This window comes from Bartonella sp. AC62GZZY (assembly GCF_042196525.1).
Classification (GTDB): domain Bacteria; phylum Pseudomonadota; class Alphaproteobacteria; order Rhizobiales; family Rhizobiaceae; genus Bartonella.
Map to the genome: position 1 here is coordinate 70,660 of NZ_JBHIQN010000005.1, position 20,816 is coordinate 91,475.

Sequence of the window (20,816 nt, forward strand, 5' to 3'; positions counted from 1 at the left end):
AGGTAATTAGCCAGTGATAAAAATACTGGAAAGCTTATTTTTATTTGCGATTCACTTTATGAGGAAGCGTGGAAGTCCTTATGGCAGTAACTCGTAATTTGGAATAGATTTTATGAACAAAGATGCAGTTAAAAATCTCTCAGCTGTTGAAGCAGAAAGTGAATTAGAGTGGTTGGCAAAAGAAATTGCACGTCATGATGTGCTTTATAATCGTGATGATCGGCCTGAAATTTCTGATGCAGAATACGATGCATTGCGCCGCCGTAATGCAGAAATTGAAGCTCTTTTTCCAGAGCTTATTCGTGTTGATTCTCCTTCACATAAAATTGGGGCACCAATTTCTGAAAAGTTTGAAAAGTCTGTTCATGCACAGCCTATGCTTTCACTTGATAATGCGTTTAGCTCTGAAGATGTTACTGAATTTATTGAGCGTATTCGTCGTTTTTTACGTCTTCCAGAAACACAAGTGTTGGAAATAACAGCGGAGCCAAAAATTGATGGTTTATCTTTGTCTTTGCGCTACGAAAAGGGGCGGCTTGTGCGTGCGGCAACGCGTGGGGATGGAACTGTCGGTGAAAATGTGACGGCAAATGCTCGAACAATTGCTGATATTCCACAAGTTTTGCAAGGTGATTTTCCTGAGGTAATCGAGGTTCGCGGCGAAGTTTATATGGGACGGGAAGATTTCCAAGCTCTTAATATAAGCCAACAAGAGAAGGGAAAGTTAACCTTCGCCAATCCTCGAAATGCAGCGGCTGGTTCGCTCCGTCAGCTTGATTCACGGATAACCGCCAGCAGAAAGCTTCAATTTTTTGCTTATGCTTGTGGTGAAGTGAGTGAAGTATTTGCAGAAAGTCAAATAGAGATGATGAAAAAGCTAAAAGAATATGGCTTTGTTATCAATCCATTAATAAAAGTCTTTAAGAGAGTAGAAGAAATTATTTTCTATTATCGTGATATAGAAGAACGCCGTCATTCTTTAAGCTATGACATTGATGGCATTGTTTATAAGGTTAATGATTTGATGCTCCAAAAGCGTTTGGGATTTGTTTCTCGTTCGCCGCGTTGGGCAATAGCCCATAAATTTCCAGCAGAAAAAGCAATGGCGCTTTTGGAAGATATTGATATTCAGGTCGGTCGTACGGGAGCTTTGACGCCTGTTGCACGCCTTACACCTATTACTGTTGGTGGGGTGGTGGTGACCAATGCCAGTTTGCATAATGAGGATTATATTAAGGGAATTGGCCATAAAGGAGAGCCCATTCGTGAAGGCCGTGATATTCGTGTAGGTGATACCGTGATTGTACAACGCGCTGGTGATGTAATCCCTCAAATTGTTGATGTTGTTGCTGCAAAACGTCCAAAAGATGCTTCTGCTTTTGTTTTTCCTCATCTGTGTCCCGCTTGTGGGAGTCATGCTGTTCGCGAAGAAGGAGAAGCGGTGCGTCGGTGCACCGGTGGGCTTATTTGTCCTGCACAAGCGATTGAACGTATTCGTCATTTTGTTTCACGCAATGCGTTTGATATTGAAGGCTTGGGTAAAAAGCAGGTAGAATTTTTTTTCCATGCTCAAGATGAGGCGCTTTGTATTCATACACCAGTTGATATCTTTACTTTAGAACGGCGCCAAGAAAAGTCTTTGATCCGTTTAGAAAATATGGAAGGTTTTGGTACTGTTTCAGTGCGGAAACTGTATGATGCCATTAATGCACGCCGCGAAATTCCTTTAAGCCGTTTTTTGTTTGCATTGGGGATTCGTCATGTTGGAGAGGTGAATGCACGCCGCCTTGCACGAGCATATCAAAATTATACAGCTTTTGAAACGGCGGCTATGGAAGCATTTATGCCATGTGAGCAGGAAAACAAAGAAGGCAATGAAGCTTGGATGGAACTTACCAATATTGAAGGAATTGGACCACAGGTAGGGGGCGCAATTGTTGATTTTTATAGAGAAGCGCATAACCGTGAAGTTTTGTCTGTTTTGCTTGAAGAAGTAACACCTCTTGATGAGGCACCTATCATGATAGCTTCTTCACCAATAGCGGAGAAGATCATTGTTTTTACGGGAACTTTAGCACATATGTCACGTGATGAAGCAAAAGCATTGGCAGAGCGATTAGGGGCCAAAACATCTGGTTCACTTTCTAAAAAAACAGATCTTCTTGTTGCAGGACCTGGAGCGGGCTCCAAATTGGCTAAAGCTGAAGAATTAGGTGTTGAGGTTATCGATGAAGAGGCTTGGCTACAGCTGATTGAGAAACATAATGTTTAGAGGATGTTTTCTAGAAGATCGTATGCTATTTGTATGATTATCGCTCTTACATTTTTGGGGGGGGATGAAATCAAAAAGGGGGATAATAGGGGCTGTTTATTTTGCAAAAACAGAGCGCCATATATTTTGATATTTATTACGTTATTTAAAATAATTAACATTGAACTTAAATATTAAACTTAAACTATTATGATGAAGAATATGCAAGGTTATTATTAGTAAAAGATATAAATTATTACTGTGAAGCAAGGTAAAAATTGTAAATAAATATGCAGAATTTTTGAATCTAAACGGCGTAATAAGTTGGTTATAATGGGCGTTTTAGAAATGTAACGCGGAAGATTACAAAATATAATGAAAATTTCTATATAGCAGAATAAGGCTATAACTCATGTGGAGATGGTGGAGGATAATTGATAAGCATTATCTTTTGCGAGTGTATCCCGTTCTGTTTCAATTTTGGAAGGCTTTTGTCGTATCTGCAAAAAAACTTGAAGTATTTCATAGAAGCATTTTTTGTGTTTGCTGATGGTAAATTCGCACTTCTCTCTTTAAAAGAGAAGGGTGTAATGTTTTGTAGAAAGAGTAAAAGTTATACGTTGCTTCATTTAAAGGGGCATTGTTGCTTCTTTTGCCCATTTTTTATCTTCTTCATTTAAGTAAGGCGCATTCATCTGATAAACCCGCGCATGGTAATCATTGAGCCATTGTCGTTCTTCTTGTGTCAAAAGCTCTGGAAGGATTAACCGTCGATCGATGGGGCAATGTGTGAGTGTTTCGAACGAGAGCATTTCTATATCTCCACCATCAATTTTTTGTGCTGGCTTCACAATCATCAAATTTTCAAGACGGATACCAAAAGCGCCTTCGCGGTAATAGCCTGGCTCGTTTGAAAGAATCATACCGGAGATGAGTTCTTGGCACCCTTTGCGAGAAATATTTTGCGGTCCTTCATGGACAGAAAGATAAGATCCAACACCATGACCGGTGCCATGGGCATAATCAAAACCAGCTTTCCACAATGCAATGCGTGCAAGAGCATCAATGTCTTGTCCGCGTGTGCTTTTTGGAAATCTTGCAGTTGAAAGAGCAATCATGCCTTTGAGGACAAGCGTAAAACAGCGTTTTTCTTCTTCTCCAATATTCCCAATTGCTACTGTGCGTGTGACATCAGTCGTGCCATCACGATATTGTCCACCTGAATCAACGAGGTAAAGTTCACCAGCATTGAGTGGTTTATTTGTTTGCGTTGTTACACGATAATGAATAATGGCACCATTTGCCCCTGCGGCTGAGATTGTATCAAAAGAAAGATCTTTAAGTTTTTCTCCCATTTCGTTTGCTGTATTTATGCGAAATTCTTCTAATTTTTGAGCAGCAGAAATTTCACTTATTGACCCTGGTATTTGTTTATCTAACCAAGAAAAAAAACGGGTTAGGGCAACACCATCGCGTAGGTGTGCTTTGCGTGTGCCATTGAGTTCTGTGTCATTTTTAATGGCACGTGGTAGAGCCGCAGGATCGGTAAGTGTGATAAAAGAGCTATTTTTTTCTTCAATAACAGTTCGTAATTTTTCGCATGTTAGCTGTGGATCTAAGGCAAACACTGTCCCTTTTTGAATATACTCTTTGATCTTGGGAATAAGCTGTTCTGGTTCATATAATTTTGCATAACGTTCTAGATATTGTTTCTGTTCTCCACCAAGTTTTTTGCGGTCAATGAATAAAGCTGGTGTTTCTTGGATGGGAATGAGAGCAAAACAAAGGGAAAAAGGCGTGTTGGAAACATCATTGCCCCGTATATTGAATGTCCATGCAATGGAAGAGGGGTCTGTAAAAATAAAAGCATCTGCATTTGCTTTTTGTATATATCTGCAAATCAATGCCAACTTTTCATCTGTATCGCACCCAGCATATTTGAGAGGGTGAATTGATAAGGCAGATTGTGGTAATTTTGGTTGATTATGCCAGAGCAGATCAATGGGATTATGTTGAACTTCTACAAGTTTTCCACCTGCTTTCATTTCTAATGCGTTTCTCAATGCATCGGTGGCAGCAATCGTGTGGAGCCATGGATCAAAACCAATAGAAAGTTTTTGACCATTTTTTTCAAGCCATTGTGAGGGAGGACAAGTTATGAGATCTTCATAATTAAAAATATCAGGATCAGTTTGTTGGCGAACTTGGAGCTTATATCGCCCATCTGTAAATATGATGGCTTTGTTTTTTAAAATCAGTGCAATCCCAGCTGATCCAGTAAAGCCGGTTAACCAGCTAAGGCGTTGAGCATGAGGAGGGACGTACTCTCCTTGATGTTCATCGCACCGTGGAACAAGAAAACCATCGAGCCCAAGGCGATCAAGTTCTTTACGAAGGGAGGCAATGCGTTTTGCAGCATGCGTGGGATTTGTTGTTGCCTCAAAAGATTGATACATAACAACGTCCTTTTATTTTATTTCAGATGTATCGTTACCCATCCTTGACGGTGGTATGTTTCGATATGCTTGAGTCCTTGTTTTATATAAGTATCTAAAACGTAGGCGTGTTGCTCTTCAAGAATTCCAGAGAGTATAAGTGATCCCCCTTTTTTAAGGGCTTTTACCATTTCTTGCGCAAGTTCAATGAGAGGATTGGCAAGAATATTGGCAACAATGAGATCAAAAGGCGCACGTGTTGTAATGTGTTCATGGGTAAAACTTGTTGCTGTAACAGCTGTAATATACTCTTTTACGCCATTAAGCTCGATATTATGTTGTGCAACTTGAATAGCAATAGGATCAATATCGGAGGCGAGAATACTAATGGGCTTGAGCATTGCTATGCCAATGGCTAAGACTCCACTACCAGTTCCAAGATCAAGGGCATTTTGTGGATTTTCGTGTTTCATTACTTTGGCAATCATTTCCAAACAACCAGCTGTTGTCCCATGATGTCCTGTTCCAAAGGCTTGATTTGCTTCAATTTCAATAGGGAGAACATTAGCTGGAATGGCGTTTCTGTTGTGACTTCCATGAAGGAAAAAAGGACCAGCATGTACAGGTTTTAGTCCTTCTAGACTTTTTTGTACCCAATCAATATTGGGTAAAACTTCCATATTAATTTTATCAGAATCTACAGAAAGAACGCTTGCAAAACGTTTCAATGCGTCTTCTTGATTGTCTTGATCAACATATAGAGAAAGCTCATATATAGCATTTTGTTCATCTATCTCTATAAGAGCAAGAGGATATCCTTCTTCATCAAAAGCTCTTTCTATAAGGGTATAAAATTGCTCTGCTTCACTTTTAAAAGCAGTATAATAGAAGCGAATTTGTTGCGACATGCTGTTCTTTCTTTTGATTGGCTTTTTTAGTTTGATATGAGTTTTTTTAGCCGTTCAATGGCGATTTCATCTTTTAATTCGCTATCGCTTTCTTTCGTGTCATAACGGATAACGCCAGCTAATTTTCCACCTTTTTTGAGTAAAAAAATTGCTGCTGTATGGTTATATGTATAGTTTTCATCTGTTTCAGGGACTTTTTCAGCAACGATGTTGAAAGAATTGACCATTTTATGAACTTTATCAGGATCTCCACTGATACCAACGATTTTATTGTTAAAATTGCTGAGATAATTATGGAGTACTTCTGGTGTATCACGTTCGGGGTCAACAGTCACAAACCATACTCCTAACTTATCAGCTTCAGGTCCAAGTGCTGTAAGCCATCGATCAAGATTCATCAGTGTGGTAGGGCAGATTTCAGGACACATAGTGAAGCCGAAAAAAATTATTGAAGGCTGGCTTCGAATATCCGCTTCGGTAATCGTTTTTCCATTTGAATCAGTGAGCGTAAAGTTATCACCTAAAGGCTTATTTATAAATGCATCATAAATAAAAATCCCCGTAAGAAATATAACTGTTAGCCCTAAAATGCGGAGTACATTTTTCATAGTTTGACTCTCTTAGATAGATCAAGAAATTGTAACATCGGCAGGTTTGTTTTGCAATGTTTGTTTCATGGTTGATTTTATTGGTTTGGTTGGTATGTCTTTCCATATTTATTGATGAAGCAATTGATGGAAGGTAAGAATGAATATTGAAAACGATCTTCGATTTCATGAAAGTAAACCTCGTATCCATACGACAGCACAGCTGCATGGTTGTAAATTAGGGCGCTATGTGGAAATTAATGAGCGGGTAGTTTTGCGTGATGTAACCATTGGAGATTTTTCTTATTTAGAACGTAACAGTGAGGCTATTTATAGCGATATTGGGCGTTTTTGTTCTATTGCATCTCATGTACGAATGAATGCGTTGGAGCATCCTATGGAGCGCGTTTCAACGCATAAAATAACCTATCGTCCAAACGAATATTTTCGTTATATGGCATTAGATAGTGGTTTTCGTGAAAGGCGTTATGCAAAACGTGTTATTATTGGGCATGATGTGTGGATTGGACATGGTGCGGTTATTATGCCTGGGGTGACAATTGGTCATGGCGCTATCATTGGCGCGAACGCTGTTATAACGAAAGATGTTTTGCCTTATACGATTGTCGTTGGGGTGCCTGCTAAACGGTTGCGAATGCGTTTTCCCAATCATGTGATAGAATGCCTTTTAGATATGGCTTGGTGGGATTGGCCGCTTGATAAAATTCACAACGCATTGCCTGATATGCAAAATTTGCCCATTGAAGCCTTTGTTCGCAAATGGAAATGACATTCAGAATAAAATAAAGTGGTTTCTTGAAAAAACTGATCGTGGTTTGCTTGTAATTAAGCTTTGTTTACAAAATTATCTAGTACACGCTTTTCTCCGGCTTTTTCGAACATTATTGTCAATTTATGATCGTCTATTGCTGTAATATGACCATAACCAAATTTTATGTGAAAAATCCGATCATTGACAGAAAAATCTGATGGTGCATGAGAGAGTGATTGAGAGATAACTTTCCCTTCAATATTTTTGTTTTTTTGTGCACGCTTTTGTCTTGGTGTTGCATAGTCATTATAAAAGGAATCGTGATGTTGAAAGGAAGATTTTCCATAACCACCATAGGATGTTTCCATTTCTACAACTTCTATATGTTCTGCTGGTAATTCATCTAAAAAACGGGAGGGGAGAGCAGGTTGCCAAAGTCCATGAATTCTTCGATTCGATACAAACCATATATGCAAATGTTTTTTTGCTCTTGTTAGACCTACGTAAGCAAGACGCCGTTCTTCTTCTAATCCTGAACGTCCACCTTCATCTAATGAGCGCTGGTGGGGAAAGAGTCCTTCTTCCCAACCTGGAAGAAAAACTGTTTCAAATTCAAGTCCTTTGGCTGAATGAAGGGTCATGATGTTGACTGCATCCATATTTTCATTATTTTCCGTTTCCATAACGAGTGCAACATGTTCCAAAAAACTTTGAAGATTTTCAAATTGTTCCATGGAACGAATCATTTCTTTAAGATTTTCTAGTCTTGTAGGAGCCTCTGGTGAGCGATCTTCTAACCACATGTTTGTATAACCAGAATCATCAAGGATGATCTCGGCAAGTTCTCTATGAGGAGTGTCTTGAAGCATATTTTGCCAGCGGCGGAAGTTTTCAATAAGGATTCGTAACGCACTGCGTGCCTTAGGCTTTAATTCATCTGTTTCAATGATGTCTGCGGCAGCAGAAAAGAGAGGAACAGCACGTGCACGTGCACTCTCATAAAGAATGCGCAGGGTTGCATCTCCTATGCCGCGTTTTGGTGTATTAATAACACGCTCAAAAGCTAAATCATCAGTAGGTTGGACAACAACGCGTAAATAAGCCATGGCATCACGTATTTCCATTCGCTCATAAAAACGAGGACCACCAATGACGCGATAATTAAGGCCAAGTGTTACAAAGCGATCTTCAAATTCACGCATTTGAAATGATGCGCGTACCAATATAGCCATATGATTTAATGCATGACCGGTTTGTTGTGCGCGTTCGATCTCTTCTCCGATTGCTCGTGCTTCTTCTGCCGAATCCCATGCTGAATGAATTTTTACCTTTTCTTCCTCACTCTTTATTTGAGCAGAAAAAAGGACTTTTCCCAGTCTTTCTTCGTTATGAGCAATGAGATGGGAGGCGGTTTTAAGAATATGGGATGTTGAGCGATAATTGCGTTCTAGACGAATAATTTTAGCAGAAGGAAAATCTTTTTCAAAACGTAATATGTTTTCGACTTTTGCACCACGCCATCCATAAATGGATTGATCATCATCGCCAACACAACAAAGATTAACATGTTGACCTTGAGGATGTTGGGCCAAAAGGCGAAGCCAAAGATATTGTGCTGTATTTGTATCCTGATATTCATCGACAAGAATATAACGAAATTGAGAATGATATTCGCGAAGAATATCTGGATTATGTTGGAAGATAGAGATAGAATGAAGTAGAAGGTCACCAAAATCACAAGCATTAAGATCTTTTAATCGATTTTGATAACTGTGATAAAGTTCACGTCCCATGCCGTTACCAAAGGAATGAGCATCACTTTTTGAGATATGTGTTGGTGAAAGTCCTTGATTTTTCCAAGAATCAATCATCATGGCAAGGTTTCGTGCGGGCCAACGCTTATCGTCTAATCCTTCAGCTTGAATAAGTTGTTTTAAAAGTCGAAGAACATCATCGCTATCGAGAATTGTAAAGTTTCTTTTTAAATCAACAAGCTCTGCGTGACGGCGTAAAATTTTAGCTCCAGTGGAATGAAAGGTTCCAAGCCAAGGCATACCTTCAACAACTTCTCCAATAAGTTCACCAATACGTGTTTTCATTTCACGGGCTGCTTTGTTGGTGAAAGTGACAGCAAGTATTTGTTGAGGTGAGGCGAGTCCAGAGCGCAGAATGTGAGAAATACGGGTTGTTAAAACGCGTGTTTTTCCAGTACCAGCACCTGCAAGAACTAAAAGAGGCCCCTCAGTATTCATAACAGCTTGTTGCTGTTCTGGATTGAGCTGTTCTAAATAGTTTGTATTATATGATTTTTTTTCTTTTAGGACAGGGGAAGAAAACCCAGAATTTTCCTTATCATGGTCTGGAGGGGAATCTTCTTCAAAGAAAGGTATGGTGTGATCAGAAAAATTACTCATTGTATCTCTTTTGTAGTCTTTTTTTCATTGAAGTTCTAGATTAAAAAAACTTCTCTTAAAAAGTCACAACAGTTTCAGTTGAACAGACAGAAAGAGAACGTAAAAAAATAAGCACAAACATTAAAGGCGTTGGGTGAGAACGCTTTGAAGGGCATAAACGCGTAACGAGGCCGAAAGATTTACTTGTTGTGGTCTTTTGCTATCAATATCGGTAATAATAAAGGCTAAAGATTGTCCTTTTTTGCGGGCTATATCTTTTAGAATATCTAAAAATGGTGGTTCTAAAGAAACGCTTGTTGCGTGTCCATCAACGCGAACAGATATCTTTCGTGGAATGACTTTTGACCAATCGATAGAATTATTTTCGTGCATTTTTCCACCTTTATTCGTCGTTTCGTAAACGATTTTGATCAAGAAATTTTTGCGTTTTTAAAGATTTTTGTTGCTCAAAAAGTTTTTCAGTTTTTGTTCGTCCAAAACGATAACGATTTTGCTCAGCACAAAGAGATTTTTCTGTACGTTTTTTTTGTTTTCGAAATTGGCGAAGATTAATCAATTCAGTCATGAGAAAAATTATTTTTTCCGAAAGGAATCTAAAGAGACAACATCAGCACTTTGATTTTGTTTTGCATCGTTATTTGAAGGTTCTATATTTGTACTGAGATTTTGTTCTTTTGTAAGCGTATTTTCTTTTTTTTGTTTGTTTGATAAGGTAATGGGCGTAGTTGAGGTATTTTCTGAATGTTCACTTTCTCCAGAGGTCAGATTTGAGGGCAGATCAAATGCTGCTTCAAATGCTGCTACAGGATCATAAAAGACTTGAATGGAAGTAAAAGGAATCACGAGCTTTTCGGTTATTTCCCTGAAAGAGAGGGTTACTTCGAAAGCTGTTTCTGAAACACTGAGATCTCTAAATTGATGTTGTAAGACGATTGTCATTTGCTCGGGATAGCGATTTTTTAGCCGAGGAGAAATTTTAACGCCTGGGGCATTTGTCAAAAAAGTTATAAAAAAATGATGATTTCCCGGAAGACCTGCTTTGGCAACTTCCGATAAAACTTTACGGATAACTCCACGAAGTGCATCCTGAACGAGAATATCGTAACGGATTTGATCTTTAACCATCGAAGTTTATTCCTTTTATTTCACGTAGCAGAATGGGGCGTATTGATATTGTGTGATAGAATATATTTTAAATTAGCAGATTTTTTCTACGATGCACCTCAATAAATCGAATAAATACGAAACTCTATGGTAAATAATGTCTGATAATGTCTGAAAGATCAATCAACAACATTTAAAAAGTGAAGGCTTCTGTTGCCAGGTGCCTCCGAACCCCGCTTAAACCTGCGACGGTTTAAGACTCAATTTGAAACATTCACACCACCTTAAGCGGCGAGACGTGCTTCCGCATAGTTGTCATTTGCAACTACTCATTTAGCCCGATAACGGTGGTACAATGCCGAGTAAAAGAGCGATCTTTACACCCTTGTCGATCCTATTTCGCCCCCACCAAAATATAACTTTGCTTTCTTATATTTTGGTGGAGGCGCCGGGTACCGCCCCCGGGTCCAATAGGTTTATTTCACCGTCCATTTATTACCATAGCTGGTAAACCAGCCTTTTAAATATAGATGAAGAACAGTCTTAGGAAAAGGGGGGTTGTTAATATTTTTAATCCTCTAATTATTTATAGAGCTATATGATGCGGCTGTAAATTATAGTCCGCTCATTTTTGGAGAGGAGATGATGCAAAATGACAAATAATTTAGCAGATATTAAACTATATGATTCAAATCCCGATGAAGCAGCAGTAGAACGACTTAGCCGTCGTTTAGCTTTAGTGATGAAAAAGCAGGATGCAGCGCTTGTTGCTACATCGGATCCAAAAGAGTTAGAACGTGTTGAAAAATGGGTTCAAGATGTTTTAGAAGCTGATGAACAGAGTGCTAAAATGGCCGTTTCAAAAGTGGCTGAGATGATGTCTGGAGAGCGTAGAAAAAGTCGACTGACTTTTTATTATCTAGTTGCTAAGCACCTTAATGCACTTCATAAAATTTAAACAATATTAAATTTGCGATAATGATAAAAAAGCCCAATCTCTTGGGCTTTTTTCGTTTATAAAAAGGGTTAATGTTTTTCATCTTCTTGGAGGTATCCCCCTTTACGCATACTCGGGACAAAGAGAAGAGCAATGAATGCCATGATCATCACGACGGTTATATAAAAATAAAAGAGTGATTCATGACCGTACTTTTTTAATCCAAGCGCAACGTATTCAGCAGAACCACCAAATAAAGCGTTACCAATGGCATGAGAGATACTAACGCCTAATCCACGTATTGAAGAGGGAAACATTGCTGATTTTACGACACCAGAGATGGATGTATACATGCTCATAATGAAGAGCAAGCCAATAATGACCGATAAGGCAACCCATAGACTATGCGTATTACCGATTATCCAGAGTCCAGGAAATGTAAAGATGACAGAGAGTATACTCCAAATGATAAGTAAAGTTTTTGTTCCAATTTTATCGGCTATGATACCAGCTATGGGTTGGAATAGGATGAAAATAAATAGTACAGCTGTCATAATCGTTGTTGCGGTATGTTTATCAAAGCCGGTGGTTGTGATCAGATATTTTTGCATATAAGTCGTAAAGGTGTAAAATGTGAGTGATCCTCCTGATGCAAAGCATGCAATTACGACAACGGCTTTTGTATGCTTGGTGAGAAGTTCCTTAAGACTGCCAGAGTGTTTGTGAGAGCGGCTTTCTTTCGTGGTTGTTTCGTGGAGAGAACGACGCAGATAAATCGCAATCACTGCCCCGAAACCACCAATCACAAAAGGAATGCGCCATCCCCATGCTTTTAACTGATCTTCAGAGAGATAAGATGCTAGAATAAATATAATGAAGCTGGCAAGAAGTTGACCTGTAATAAGGGTGGCTGATTGGAAAGAAGCAAAAAGCCCTCGATGTTTTTTGAGAGCAACTTCGCTCATATAAGTGGCTGCTGTACCATATTCACCACCCGCTGAAAGTCCTTGCATCATCCGAGCTAAAAGTAAAAGGATTGCTGATGTTATTCCTAAGGTTTCATAGGTGGGAAGTATGGCGATGAAAAAAGAGCCACCACACATCATAAAAATGGATATAAGCATCGAGCGTTTACGTCCATAACGATCGGCGATAAATCCTAAAAACCAAGCTCCAATAGGGCGCATAAGAAAGCCAATAAAAAACACACCCGCGGTTTTTAACAGTGGCGTAATCGTATCACCATCGGAGGGAAAGAATTGTGATGCAAAATAAATTGATGCAAATGAGTAAACGTAAAAATCATACCACTCTACGAGATTTCCTGATGCGCTTGCTATAATAGCAAAAACACGTTTTCTTGCATCCTGTGATGCTGAAATTGTTTCATTTTCCATGAATTGTTCCCCTTTTGGATTTATAGTCCATATATTTATTTCTAAATATAATTTCTAAACATAATTTTTTATGATTTCCAGAAAAATCCAATTGTATCATGATAATTTCTTAGAGAAATTCTTTAAGATGATTTATTGGAGTTATATTGTTATTATTTTTAAGAGTTTTACTTTTTTATTAGAAAAAATTATCATATTAATTTTAATTGTGTTTATATGACAAATATACATTGAAAATGTATATAAGTATATCTTCAAATTTTATTATAATAATACTATATTAATTACTTTAATGATAATTTGATGTTATAAAATATATGGATTTTACAAGAAGTAATAGAAAAAATTAAGTTATTTCATAAGGGTTAAATAGTATAAAATGGGACTTTTAAGTCCTTACTTATCGTTTTGCGCCATAATACATTATTTTTTAGGGGGGGAGGATTCAGATAAGGTTTTCCGTATGAGGTGTTTTTCAGATATCATGATAAGTATTTAGGGGAGGGCTTGCCCATAGAATCTTATCAAGTAAATTACATAAAGAGGGTAGTAACTATAGATAATTTAAGAGAAACTGAGTTGTTTGTAAGACGAATGCGGGGCGGGTTTTCGTTCTTTACTAGGGTGGAGAGGAGATCAAAAAAAAGCCCAATTTCTTGGGCTTTTTTTATCCAGAAAATAAGTTTAATGAAGTCTATCGTCTTTATCGAGATATCCTCCTTTATCTATATCAGGCATAAGAAGAATAGAGATGAGTGCAATGACCATCATACCAACGATGTAAAAAAAGAAAACAGATTCGTATCCCATATTTTTTAATCCAAGCGCTACATATTCAGCAGAACCGCCAAACAGTGCGTTGCCAATGGCAAAAGCAAAGCCAACACCAATTGCTCGGATTGAAGCAGGGAACAATTCTGCTTTTATGATACCAGCAATGGACGTATAAAAACTCATAACACAGAGTATTCCAATAATGATTAAGAGTGCTGTCCATGGATTATGGGCATTCCCGATCATTTTAAGTACAGGAATGGTGCAGATAATGGATAATACACCCCAACTGATGAGTGAAGCTCTTGCTCCAATTTTATCGGCTAGCGAACCAAAAAGCGGTTGGAGTAACACAAAAACAAAGAGGGCGGCAGTCATTATTGTTGTTGCGGTTTGTTTATCAAAGCCAGTGGTTGTGATCAGATATTTTTGCATATAAGTGGTGTATGTATAAAATGTGAGTGATCCGCCAGCTGTAAAGCCAACAACCAAAAAGAACGCTTTTTTATGATTACGAAAAAGTTCTTTAAGACTACCAGCGTGTTGTTCAGAGCGGCTTTTGAGGGTTGTTGTTTCATGAAGCAAGCTACGCAGATAAATTGCAACGATTGCTCCAAAGCCACCAATGACAAAGGGAATACGCCATCCCCATGCTTTTAACTGATCCTCGTTAAGGTAAATGGCTAAAATAAATATTATAAAACTTGCCAGAAGTTGACCTGAGATCGTTGTTGCATATTGAAAAGAAGCAAAGAGACCACGACGATTTTTGGGCGCAACTTCACTCATATACGTTGCGGCTGTACCATATTCACCGCCAACGGAAAGCCCTTGAAACATACGGACAAAAAGGAGAAGGAATGCTGCTGTTATTCCCAAAGTTTTGTAAGTGGGAAGTATGGCAATGAGAAAAGAGCCCCCACACATCATAAAAACAGAAATAAGCATTGAGCGTTTACGTCCATAACGATCAGCAATAAACCCAAAGAGCCATGCTCCAATTGGACGCATAAGAAAGCCAATAAAAAAGATTCCTGCCGTTTTTAACAATTGTGTAACGATATCTTCATCTTCAGGAAAGAATTGCGAAGCGAAATAAACCGATGCAAAGGAGTAAGCGTAAAAGTCGTACCATTCTACCAGATTACCGGATGCACTGGATATAATAGCAAAAATACGTTTCCTTGTATCATGTGGATCTAAAGTTGTTTGATTATTCATGAAGTATTCCCCTTTTAGATTTATAACTTTTCTTCTTTTTAAAGCTATTTACGATGTGCATTATAAAAACGCCATTGTATCATGATAAATTTTTAGGGAAACATAAAGATTTTTTCTAGATCTATCAGTGCTGTTTTGGGCTCATGGTGTTGTTATATTGCGTAAATCTATCCTTAAGGAAATATTGTTTTTTGTTTGATTGTGAATTATTTGCATATGCAGAGTATTTATGAAGATATGATACTCTTTAGTTTATATGCTTGATGTTGTTTCGTAAAATGATGTTATTGACTATTGCATGCGAGGTTGGTGTATCAGTTAAAATACTTTTTAGAAATGATCTTAAGTGTTAAGGGGGAGTACAATATTAAGAGTTCGTCAATAGTATAATAATAGCGGCTTGCACTTTTATTAAGTGTAAAGAGAGTGATGACCATGTTTATATTTTACGGGGCTTTTACGTTATGTCATTCACGGGTGCCGTTGTGAAATGGAGTTGGGTATATTGAGAAATGTTTCTCAAAAAAGTGTGCGAATTCATAATATAATTGTATTTTCTACTTTTCATGAAAGGATTTGTGTTTCATGAGGGGTACCATTAAGAACGTATTAAACAAAATCATGAGTGGAATCTTTATTATTGATAAAATTTCTTGAAAGATAATCACTTTTCTTCGATTTTGAGTGGGAATGGGGGGTATTAAAATAAATCAAAAATTTTTTATCTTCAGCAAAAGAAGCATTTATTCATAATAATATGCAGCTGTTTATTTTTATAAGCAGTATATGCAGGAGAGAAAATTTCTTCTTTAGGTGTTTGAAGAGATAAAAAATCGTGCGCTTTAAGCTTCTATGGGAAAGAATTACAAAAAGCCCAGAATACTGGGCTTTTTTGTTAACATCAAAAGTTAATGAATATCGTCTCCTTGTAAATATCCTTTTTTGCGCGCATCGGGCATCAAGAGAACCGCAATGAATGCAATAATCATCATGCCGGTTATATAAAAATAGAAGACAGATTCGTATCCAAGGTCTTTTAATTCAAGCGCTACGTATTCAGCAGAGCCGCCAAACACTGCATTGGCAATAGCATAAGAGAATCCAACACCTGTTGCTCGCACTGAAGCGGGAAACATTTCTGACTTTACAATACCAGAGATGGATGTATAAAAGCTCATAATGCATAGCATTCCAATAATGACTGATAGAGCAATCCATGTTTCATTAGTGTTACCAATTACATGAAGTCCAGGAATCGTAAAGATAATAGATAAAACACTCCAAATAAGCAGTGAAGTTCTTGTTCCAATTTTATCAGCCATAAAACCAAATGCAGGTTGAAGTAACATGAAAACAAAGAGCGCAGCAGTCATGATTGTTGTTGCAGTATGTTTATCAAAGCCGGTGGTTGTGATCAGATATTTTTGCATATAAGTTGTATAGGTATAAAATGTGAGCGATCCCCCAGCTGTAAAGCCAACAACTAGAAAAAAAGCTTTCCTGTGATTGCGTAGAAGCTCTAAAAGACTACCAGCTTGCTTTTTAGAACGATTTTCTTCTGTGGTTGTTTCATGAAGTGTACGACGGAGGTAAATTGCAACAACTGCTCCTAGGCCCCCAATGGCAAATGGAATACGCCATCCCCATGCTTTTAGTTGATCCTCTGTGAGATAAAGTGCTAGAATGAATATAACCAGGCTGGCTAGAAGTTGTCCACCAATCAGTGTGGTATATTGAAAAGAGCTAAAAAATCCACGGCGGTTTTTGAGTGCCACTTCACTCATATAAGTGGCTGTCGTACCATATTCACCCCCGACAGAAAGTCCTTGAAGCATTCGGAGTAAAAGTAAAAGAATTGCTGCTGCCATTCCAATAGTTTCATAAGTAGGAAGTATGGCGATTAAGAAAGAACCACCACACATCATACCAACAGAAATAAGCATTGAGCGTTTACGTCCATAGCGGTCAGCAATGAAGCCAAAGAGCCATCCGCCGATTGGGCGCATAAGAAAACCAATAGCAAAGACACCAGCGGCCTTTAAAAGTTGTGCAACGACATCGCCATCTGAGGGAAAAAATTGTGATGCAAAGTAAATGGATGTAAAAGAATAAACATAAAAATCATACCATTCTACTAGATTACCTGATGCACTGGATACAATAGCCCAGATACGTTTTTGCGTATCATGTGATGCTAAAGATTCTTGTTTTTCCATAGTCAATCCCTTCATTTCACGTTCACCATTTTTGTTCATTATCACTCTATGTTCTTTTCTTCAGAAGCTGTCTATAGTATTTTATCTTTTGCATAAAAATTTTAGTCAGATCACGATAATTTCTTGTGTAAGATGTTTTCGGATAAAGATTTGAATTATGTTTGTACGAATTTTACAGTTTTTATTTTCTATAATGAGGAGAATCGGACATAATAACCCTCATGAAATTATATCTGGCTCTTTTATCCCACGTTTTAAATCAGGGTATTGATCGTACAGATCGGACGGGCGTTGGAACGCGATCTATCTTTGGGTATCAGATGCGCTTTGATTTACAAGCAGGATTTCCATTGTTGACAACAAAAAAACTACATTTACGTTCAATTATTTACGAGCTTTTGTGGTTTCTTAAAGGTGATACAAATATTGCATGGTTGAAAGAGCATGGTGTATCAATTTGGGACGAGTGGGCTGATGAAAAAGGAGATCTTGGTCCTGTTTATGGTTATCAGTGGCGTTCTTGGCCTGCTCCTGATGGGCGCCATATTGATCAAATTAGTAATCTTTTAACAATGATTAAGGAAATGCCAGATTCTCGTCGCTTGATTGTATCAGCTTGGAATCCTGCATTAATAGAAGAAATGGCTTTACCTCCGTGCCATTGTCTTTTTCAATTTTACATTGCGGAGGGAAAATTGTCCTGTCAGCTTTATCAGCGTTCGGCGGATATTTTCTTAGGTGTTCCATTTAATATTGCATCCTACGCACTGTTAACGATGATGATTGCGCAAGTAAGCGGTCTTAAAGTAGGCGACTTTATTCATACTCTGGGGGATGCTCATCTTTATTCTAATCATTTTGAACAGGCAAAATATCAATTGTCTCGTAGACCAAATGCTTTGCCATGTATGCGCATAAATCCAGCGGTAACAGATCTTTTTTCTTTTCAATTTGAGGATTTTGAATTGCTTAATTATGAAGCACAATCCCATATTAAGGCGCCGGTAGCAATATGATGATTTCCATTTGTTTCATTGCTGCGGTTGCAGAAAATGGTGTTATCGGTCGTGAAGGTGCCATGCCTTGGCATTTATCAACGGATTTGCAACGCTTTAAAGCTTTGACATTGGGTAAGCCCATTATTATGGGAAGAAAAACTTGGGATTCTCTTGGGCGCCCTTTACCAGGGCGTACAAATATCGTCATTACGCGTGATTGTACCTTCAACGCTGAAGGGGCTGTTGTTGCTCACTCTTTATCGCAAGCTTGCTCTCTTGCAACAAGCGTTGCTTCTCAAAATAATGTAAAGGAAATTTTTATTATTGGGGGAGGGGAAATTTTTCAACAAGGATTGCCTATGGCTGATAAAATATTCCTTACAGAAGTTTTAGCCTCTATAGAAGGTGATAGTTTTTTTCCTGTTTTTGATAAAGAAAAGTGGACTATTGTGCAAACACAAGATATTCCAAAAGGGGATAAAGATAGTCATCCGACACGTTTTGTTGTTTATGAGCGGAAATAATTTTTGTAATATGAAGTGGAAGGGGTTATCAGTTGTATTATAATGAGGTAATAGGCACCCTATAAGATCAAGCAAATGGTTGGTGTTCGAGTAGTGGTAATCAGTTAAAGAGGTGATAATGCCCTGGACAAATCAAAATGGTGGTGGCCCGTGGAGTGGCGATAAAAACAGTGGTGAAAAAAAAACACCAGCTAAGAATATCTTTGGTTCTGGTGGCAATCATGGTAGCGAAAATGGTCCTAATCTTAATGATATTTTGCGCAAAGGGCAGGATCAGTTTAAACAATTTGGGAGAAGTAGTCTTTCTGTTTTGTTCCTTCTGCTTATTGCGTTTTTTTGGTTATACCAGTCAATTTATATTGTTCAGCAAAATGAACAAGCGGTAGAGCTGCGCTTTGGCATCCCTAAAGAAGGCATTATTGGTGATGGCTTGCATTTTCATTTTTGGCCAATTGAGACCTATATGAAAGTACCTTTAACGGAAAAAACAATCGCGATTGGTGGAAAGCCTGGTCAAGCGCAACAAAGTGATGGTTTAATGCTTTCGAGTGATCAGAATATCGTTAATGTTAATTTTTCTGTTTACTATCGGATTTCATATCCTAGTCAGTTTTTATTCAATGTGAATGATCAAGAGGGAACTGTCCGCCAAGTTGCTGAGAGTGCAATGCGTGAGGTCATTGGTTCGCGGCCGGTTGATGATGTTTTACGTGACAAGAAAGAAGAAGTTGCTAATGACGTTAGAAAGATTATCCAGTTGACTGTCGATAAATATCAACTTGGTGTCGAAATAAGCCGTGTGTCTATCAGTGAAGCTGCTCCTCCAACAAAGGTTGCTGCTGCGTTTAATTCTGTTCAGCAGGCGGAGCAGGAACGTGGAAGAATGATTGAAGAGGGGAATCGTGTGCGTTTTACGAAAATTGGTTTGGCAAATGGTGAAGCTTCACGCACACGGGAAATCGCAAAAGGTGAAAAGGCACAAATGGTTGAAGAGGCAACAGGGCGTGCTGAACGTTTTCAGGCAATAGCTCGAGAGGCTGCGATTTCACCAGAAGCTGCGCGCTACCGTCTCTATATGGAGACGATGGGGCGGATTCTTTCTTCACCAAATAAGCTGGTTCTTGATCAGGCAAATTCTCCAGCGGTGCCTTATTTACCTTTGAATGAATTGTTGCGTAGCAAGTCATCAGAAAAAGTAAAGGCAACATCAGCGCGTCCTGCGTTACTCTTAGATTCTCGTATTGCTGGAGGAGATTAATTATGCAGCAATCTCGCTTTTTGTTTGTTTTTAGTGCTATAGTGTTTGTTTTGATGATTTTGTGGATGTCCGTTTTTATCGTCTATCCTCGTCAACAAGTAGCAATTAAGCGTTTTGGACAAATTGTTCAGGTAGAATCTAATCCTGGAATCTATTTCAAGGCGCCCTTTATCGATAAGATGATCATTGTTGATAATCGGTTATTGCGTTACGATGTTCCTACACAATCTGTACAGGTTCGTGGTGGTGCGTATTATGAGGTGGATGCGTTCTTTATTTACCGTATTACAGATCCTAAGTTGTTTTTACAGCGCATTGCTTCTGGGCGTCCACAAATTGCGGCACGTGAAAACCTTGCACCACGGTTTATTGACGCTTTGCGTGCTGTTTATGGTAAGCGAGAATTTAAAGCAGCTTTATCGGATGAACGAGGAGCGATGATGGCTGAGGTACAGAAGCAGTTTTCTGTAGATGCAGGCTCGTTGGGTATTACCATTGTTGATGTGCGTATTCGTAAAACCGATTTGACCGATGCTGTTTCAGAAGATGTCTATCGGCAAATGGCAGCTGAACGTGAAGCTGCTGCGGAAAATATTCGAGCTCGTGGTCAGCAGGAACGAGATCGTATTGTGGCAGAAGCTAATCGTGAATATGAAGAAATCGTAGCAGCTGCAAAACGTGATGCTGAAATTACCCGTGGTGAAGGTCAAGCTGAAAGTATTCGTCTTTTATTGAATGCGCGGGAGGCTAATCCGTCTTTTTACGATTTTTGGTTGGCGATGGAACAATACAAGAATTTAGAGAAAACACCGATGGTGATTTCTCCAAATGAGGATTTCTTTTTCTATTTTCGTAATCCACCGCAGGCAAATAAAGCATTCTTACCGACAATGAATACTGGACTTAGTAAAACTGATTCAAAATCAGGAGAGAATAGATAAAATAACGGATTGCAGATCCGAGATTTTGCATGAAAAGAATAATCTGTGAGCATTTTCTTTTATGATAAAAGTGGTAGAG

General features: G+C 38.4%; 17 protein-coding genes and 1 other RNA gene. 7 read left to right on the forward strand and 11 right to left on the reverse strand.

The annotated features are described in order from the left end of the window. Positions 1-112 precede the first annotated feature (112 nt). The gene (ligA, locus tag ACFIML_RS05025) at positions 113-2,272 is read left to right on the forward strand and encodes an NAD-dependent DNA ligase LigA (RefSeq protein ID WP_375687533.1); all 2,160 of its coding nucleotides are present in this window, start codon (positions 113-115) and stop codon (positions 2,270-2,272) included. Between the two features lie 608 nt (positions 2,273-2,880). Here ligA and ACFIML_RS05030 read toward each other — a convergent pair. The 3 genes from ACFIML_RS05030 to ACFIML_RS05040 are packed head-to-tail and all read right to left on the reverse strand — an operon-like array spanning position 2,881 to position 6,202. Continuing rightward, a complete protein-coding gene (locus ACFIML_RS05030) occupies positions 2,881-4,707 on the reverse strand; it encodes an aminopeptidase P family protein (RefSeq protein ID WP_375687535.1) in 1,827 nt (608 codons plus the stop codon). A gap of 17 nt (positions 4,708-4,724) precedes the next feature. After that, positions 4,725-5,594, reverse strand: a complete 870-nt coding sequence (locus tag ACFIML_RS05035) for a 50S ribosomal protein L11 methyltransferase (protein WP_375687537.1) — start codon at positions 5,592-5,594, stop codon at positions 4,725-4,727. A gap of 26 nt (positions 5,595-5,620) precedes the next feature. Continuing rightward, positions 5,621-6,202 carry an SCO family protein gene (locus ACFIML_RS05040; RefSeq protein WP_375606979.1) on the reverse strand — a complete coding sequence of 194 codons (582 nt, stop codon included), beginning with the start codon at positions 6,200-6,202 and terminating at the stop codon, positions 5,621-5,623. Between the two features lie 139 nt (positions 6,203-6,341). Here ACFIML_RS05040 and ACFIML_RS05045 point away from each other — a divergent pair, with 139 nt between their 5' ends. Further along, entirely contained in the window at positions 6,342-6,971 is a 630-nt protein-coding gene (locus ACFIML_RS05045) for a DapH/DapD/GlmU-related protein (RefSeq protein WP_375615080.1), read from the forward strand. 56 nt (positions 6,972-7,027) lie between these two features. Here ACFIML_RS05045 and ACFIML_RS05050 read toward each other — a convergent pair whose 3' ends face one another. The 5 genes from ACFIML_RS05050 to ssrA all read right to left on the reverse strand — a co-directional run bounded on the left by ACFIML_RS05050 (position 7,028) and on the right by ssrA (position 11,027). After that, on the reverse strand, positions 7,028-9,367 hold the full coding sequence (locus tag ACFIML_RS05050; RefSeq protein WP_375686613.1) for an ATP-dependent helicase: 2,340 nt from the start codon (positions 9,365-9,367) through the stop codon (positions 7,028-7,030). 120 nt (positions 9,368-9,487) lie between these two features. Beyond that, a complete protein-coding gene (locus ACFIML_RS05055) occupies positions 9,488-9,739 on the reverse strand; it encodes a ribbon-helix-helix domain-containing protein (RefSeq protein ID WP_273788067.1) in 252 nt (83 codons plus the stop codon). A 10-nt stretch (positions 9,740-9,749) separates the two neighbouring features. Further along, positions 9,750-9,932 carry a DUF4169 family protein gene (locus ACFIML_RS05060; protein WP_375606982.1) on the reverse strand — a complete coding sequence of 61 codons (183 nt, stop codon included), beginning with the start codon at positions 9,930-9,932 and terminating at the stop codon, positions 9,750-9,752. Between the two features lie 8 nt (positions 9,933-9,940). Then, positions 9,941-10,492 carry an SspB family protein gene (locus ACFIML_RS05065; RefSeq protein ID WP_375606983.1) on the reverse strand — a complete coding sequence of 184 codons (552 nt, stop codon included), beginning with the start codon at positions 10,490-10,492 and terminating at the stop codon, positions 9,941-9,943. 178 nt (positions 10,493-10,670) lie between these two features. After that, positions 10,671-11,027, reverse strand: a transfer-messenger RNA (tmRNA) gene (ssrA, locus tag ACFIML_RS05070). A gap of 96 nt (positions 11,028-11,123) precedes the next feature. On the opposite strand from ssrA, the gene ACFIML_RS05075 reads away from it, so the two are divergent. After that, positions 11,124-11,429, forward strand: a complete 306-nt coding sequence (locus ACFIML_RS05075; protein ID WP_375606984.1) for a DUF2853 family protein — start codon at positions 11,124-11,126, stop codon at positions 11,427-11,429. 68 nt (positions 11,430-11,497) lie between these two features. Here ACFIML_RS05075 and ACFIML_RS05080 read toward each other — a convergent pair whose 3' ends face one another. The 3 genes from ACFIML_RS05080 to ACFIML_RS05090 all read right to left on the reverse strand — a co-directional run bounded on the left by ACFIML_RS05080 (position 11,498) and on the right by ACFIML_RS05090 (position 17,016). Then, complete coding sequence (locus ACFIML_RS05080) at positions 11,498-12,805, reverse strand: MFS transporter (RefSeq protein ID WP_375606985.1); 1,308 nt, start codon at positions 12,803-12,805, stop codon at positions 11,498-11,500. A 684-nt stretch (positions 12,806-13,489) separates the two neighbouring features. Further along, complete coding sequence (locus tag ACFIML_RS05085) at positions 13,490-14,800, reverse strand: MFS family transporter (protein WP_375606986.1); 1,311 nt, start codon at positions 14,798-14,800, stop codon at positions 13,490-13,492. A gap of 908 nt (positions 14,801-15,708) precedes the next feature. Beyond that, positions 15,709-17,016, reverse strand: coding sequence for an MFS family transporter (locus ACFIML_RS05090; protein ID WP_375607008.1), 1,308 nt, complete (start codon positions 17,014-17,016; stop codon positions 15,709-15,711). Between the two features lie 221 nt (positions 17,017-17,237). Between ACFIML_RS05090 and ACFIML_RS05095 the strand changes: the two genes are divergently transcribed. The 4 genes from ACFIML_RS05095 to hflC all read left to right on the forward strand — a co-directional run bounded on the left by ACFIML_RS05095 (position 17,238) and on the right by hflC (position 20,737). Continuing rightward, positions 17,238-18,032, forward strand: coding sequence for a thymidylate synthase (locus tag ACFIML_RS05095; RefSeq protein WP_375606987.1), 795 nt, complete (start codon positions 17,238-17,240; stop codon positions 18,030-18,032). Then, positions 18,029-18,538 carry a dihydrofolate reductase gene (locus ACFIML_RS05100; protein WP_375606988.1) on the forward strand — a complete coding sequence of 170 codons (510 nt, stop codon included), beginning with the start codon at positions 18,029-18,031 and terminating at the stop codon, positions 18,536-18,538. The genes ACFIML_RS05095 and ACFIML_RS05100 overlap by 4 nt, the downstream gene beginning before the upstream one ends. Positions 18,539-18,656: 118 nt before the next feature. Further along, positions 18,657-19,796 (forward strand): FtsH protease activity modulator HflK, encoded by a 1,140-nt coding sequence (gene hflK, locus ACFIML_RS05105; RefSeq protein ID WP_375606989.1) that lies wholly within the window; start codon positions 18,657-18,659, stop codon positions 19,794-19,796. A gap of 2 nt (positions 19,797-19,798) precedes the next feature. After that, the gene (gene hflC, locus ACFIML_RS05110; RefSeq protein ID WP_375615084.1) at positions 19,799-20,737 is read left to right on the forward strand and encodes a protease modulator HflC; all 939 of its coding nucleotides are present in this window, start codon (positions 19,799-19,801) and stop codon (positions 20,735-20,737) included. The last annotated feature ends 79 nt before the right edge of the window (positions 20,738-20,816 follow it).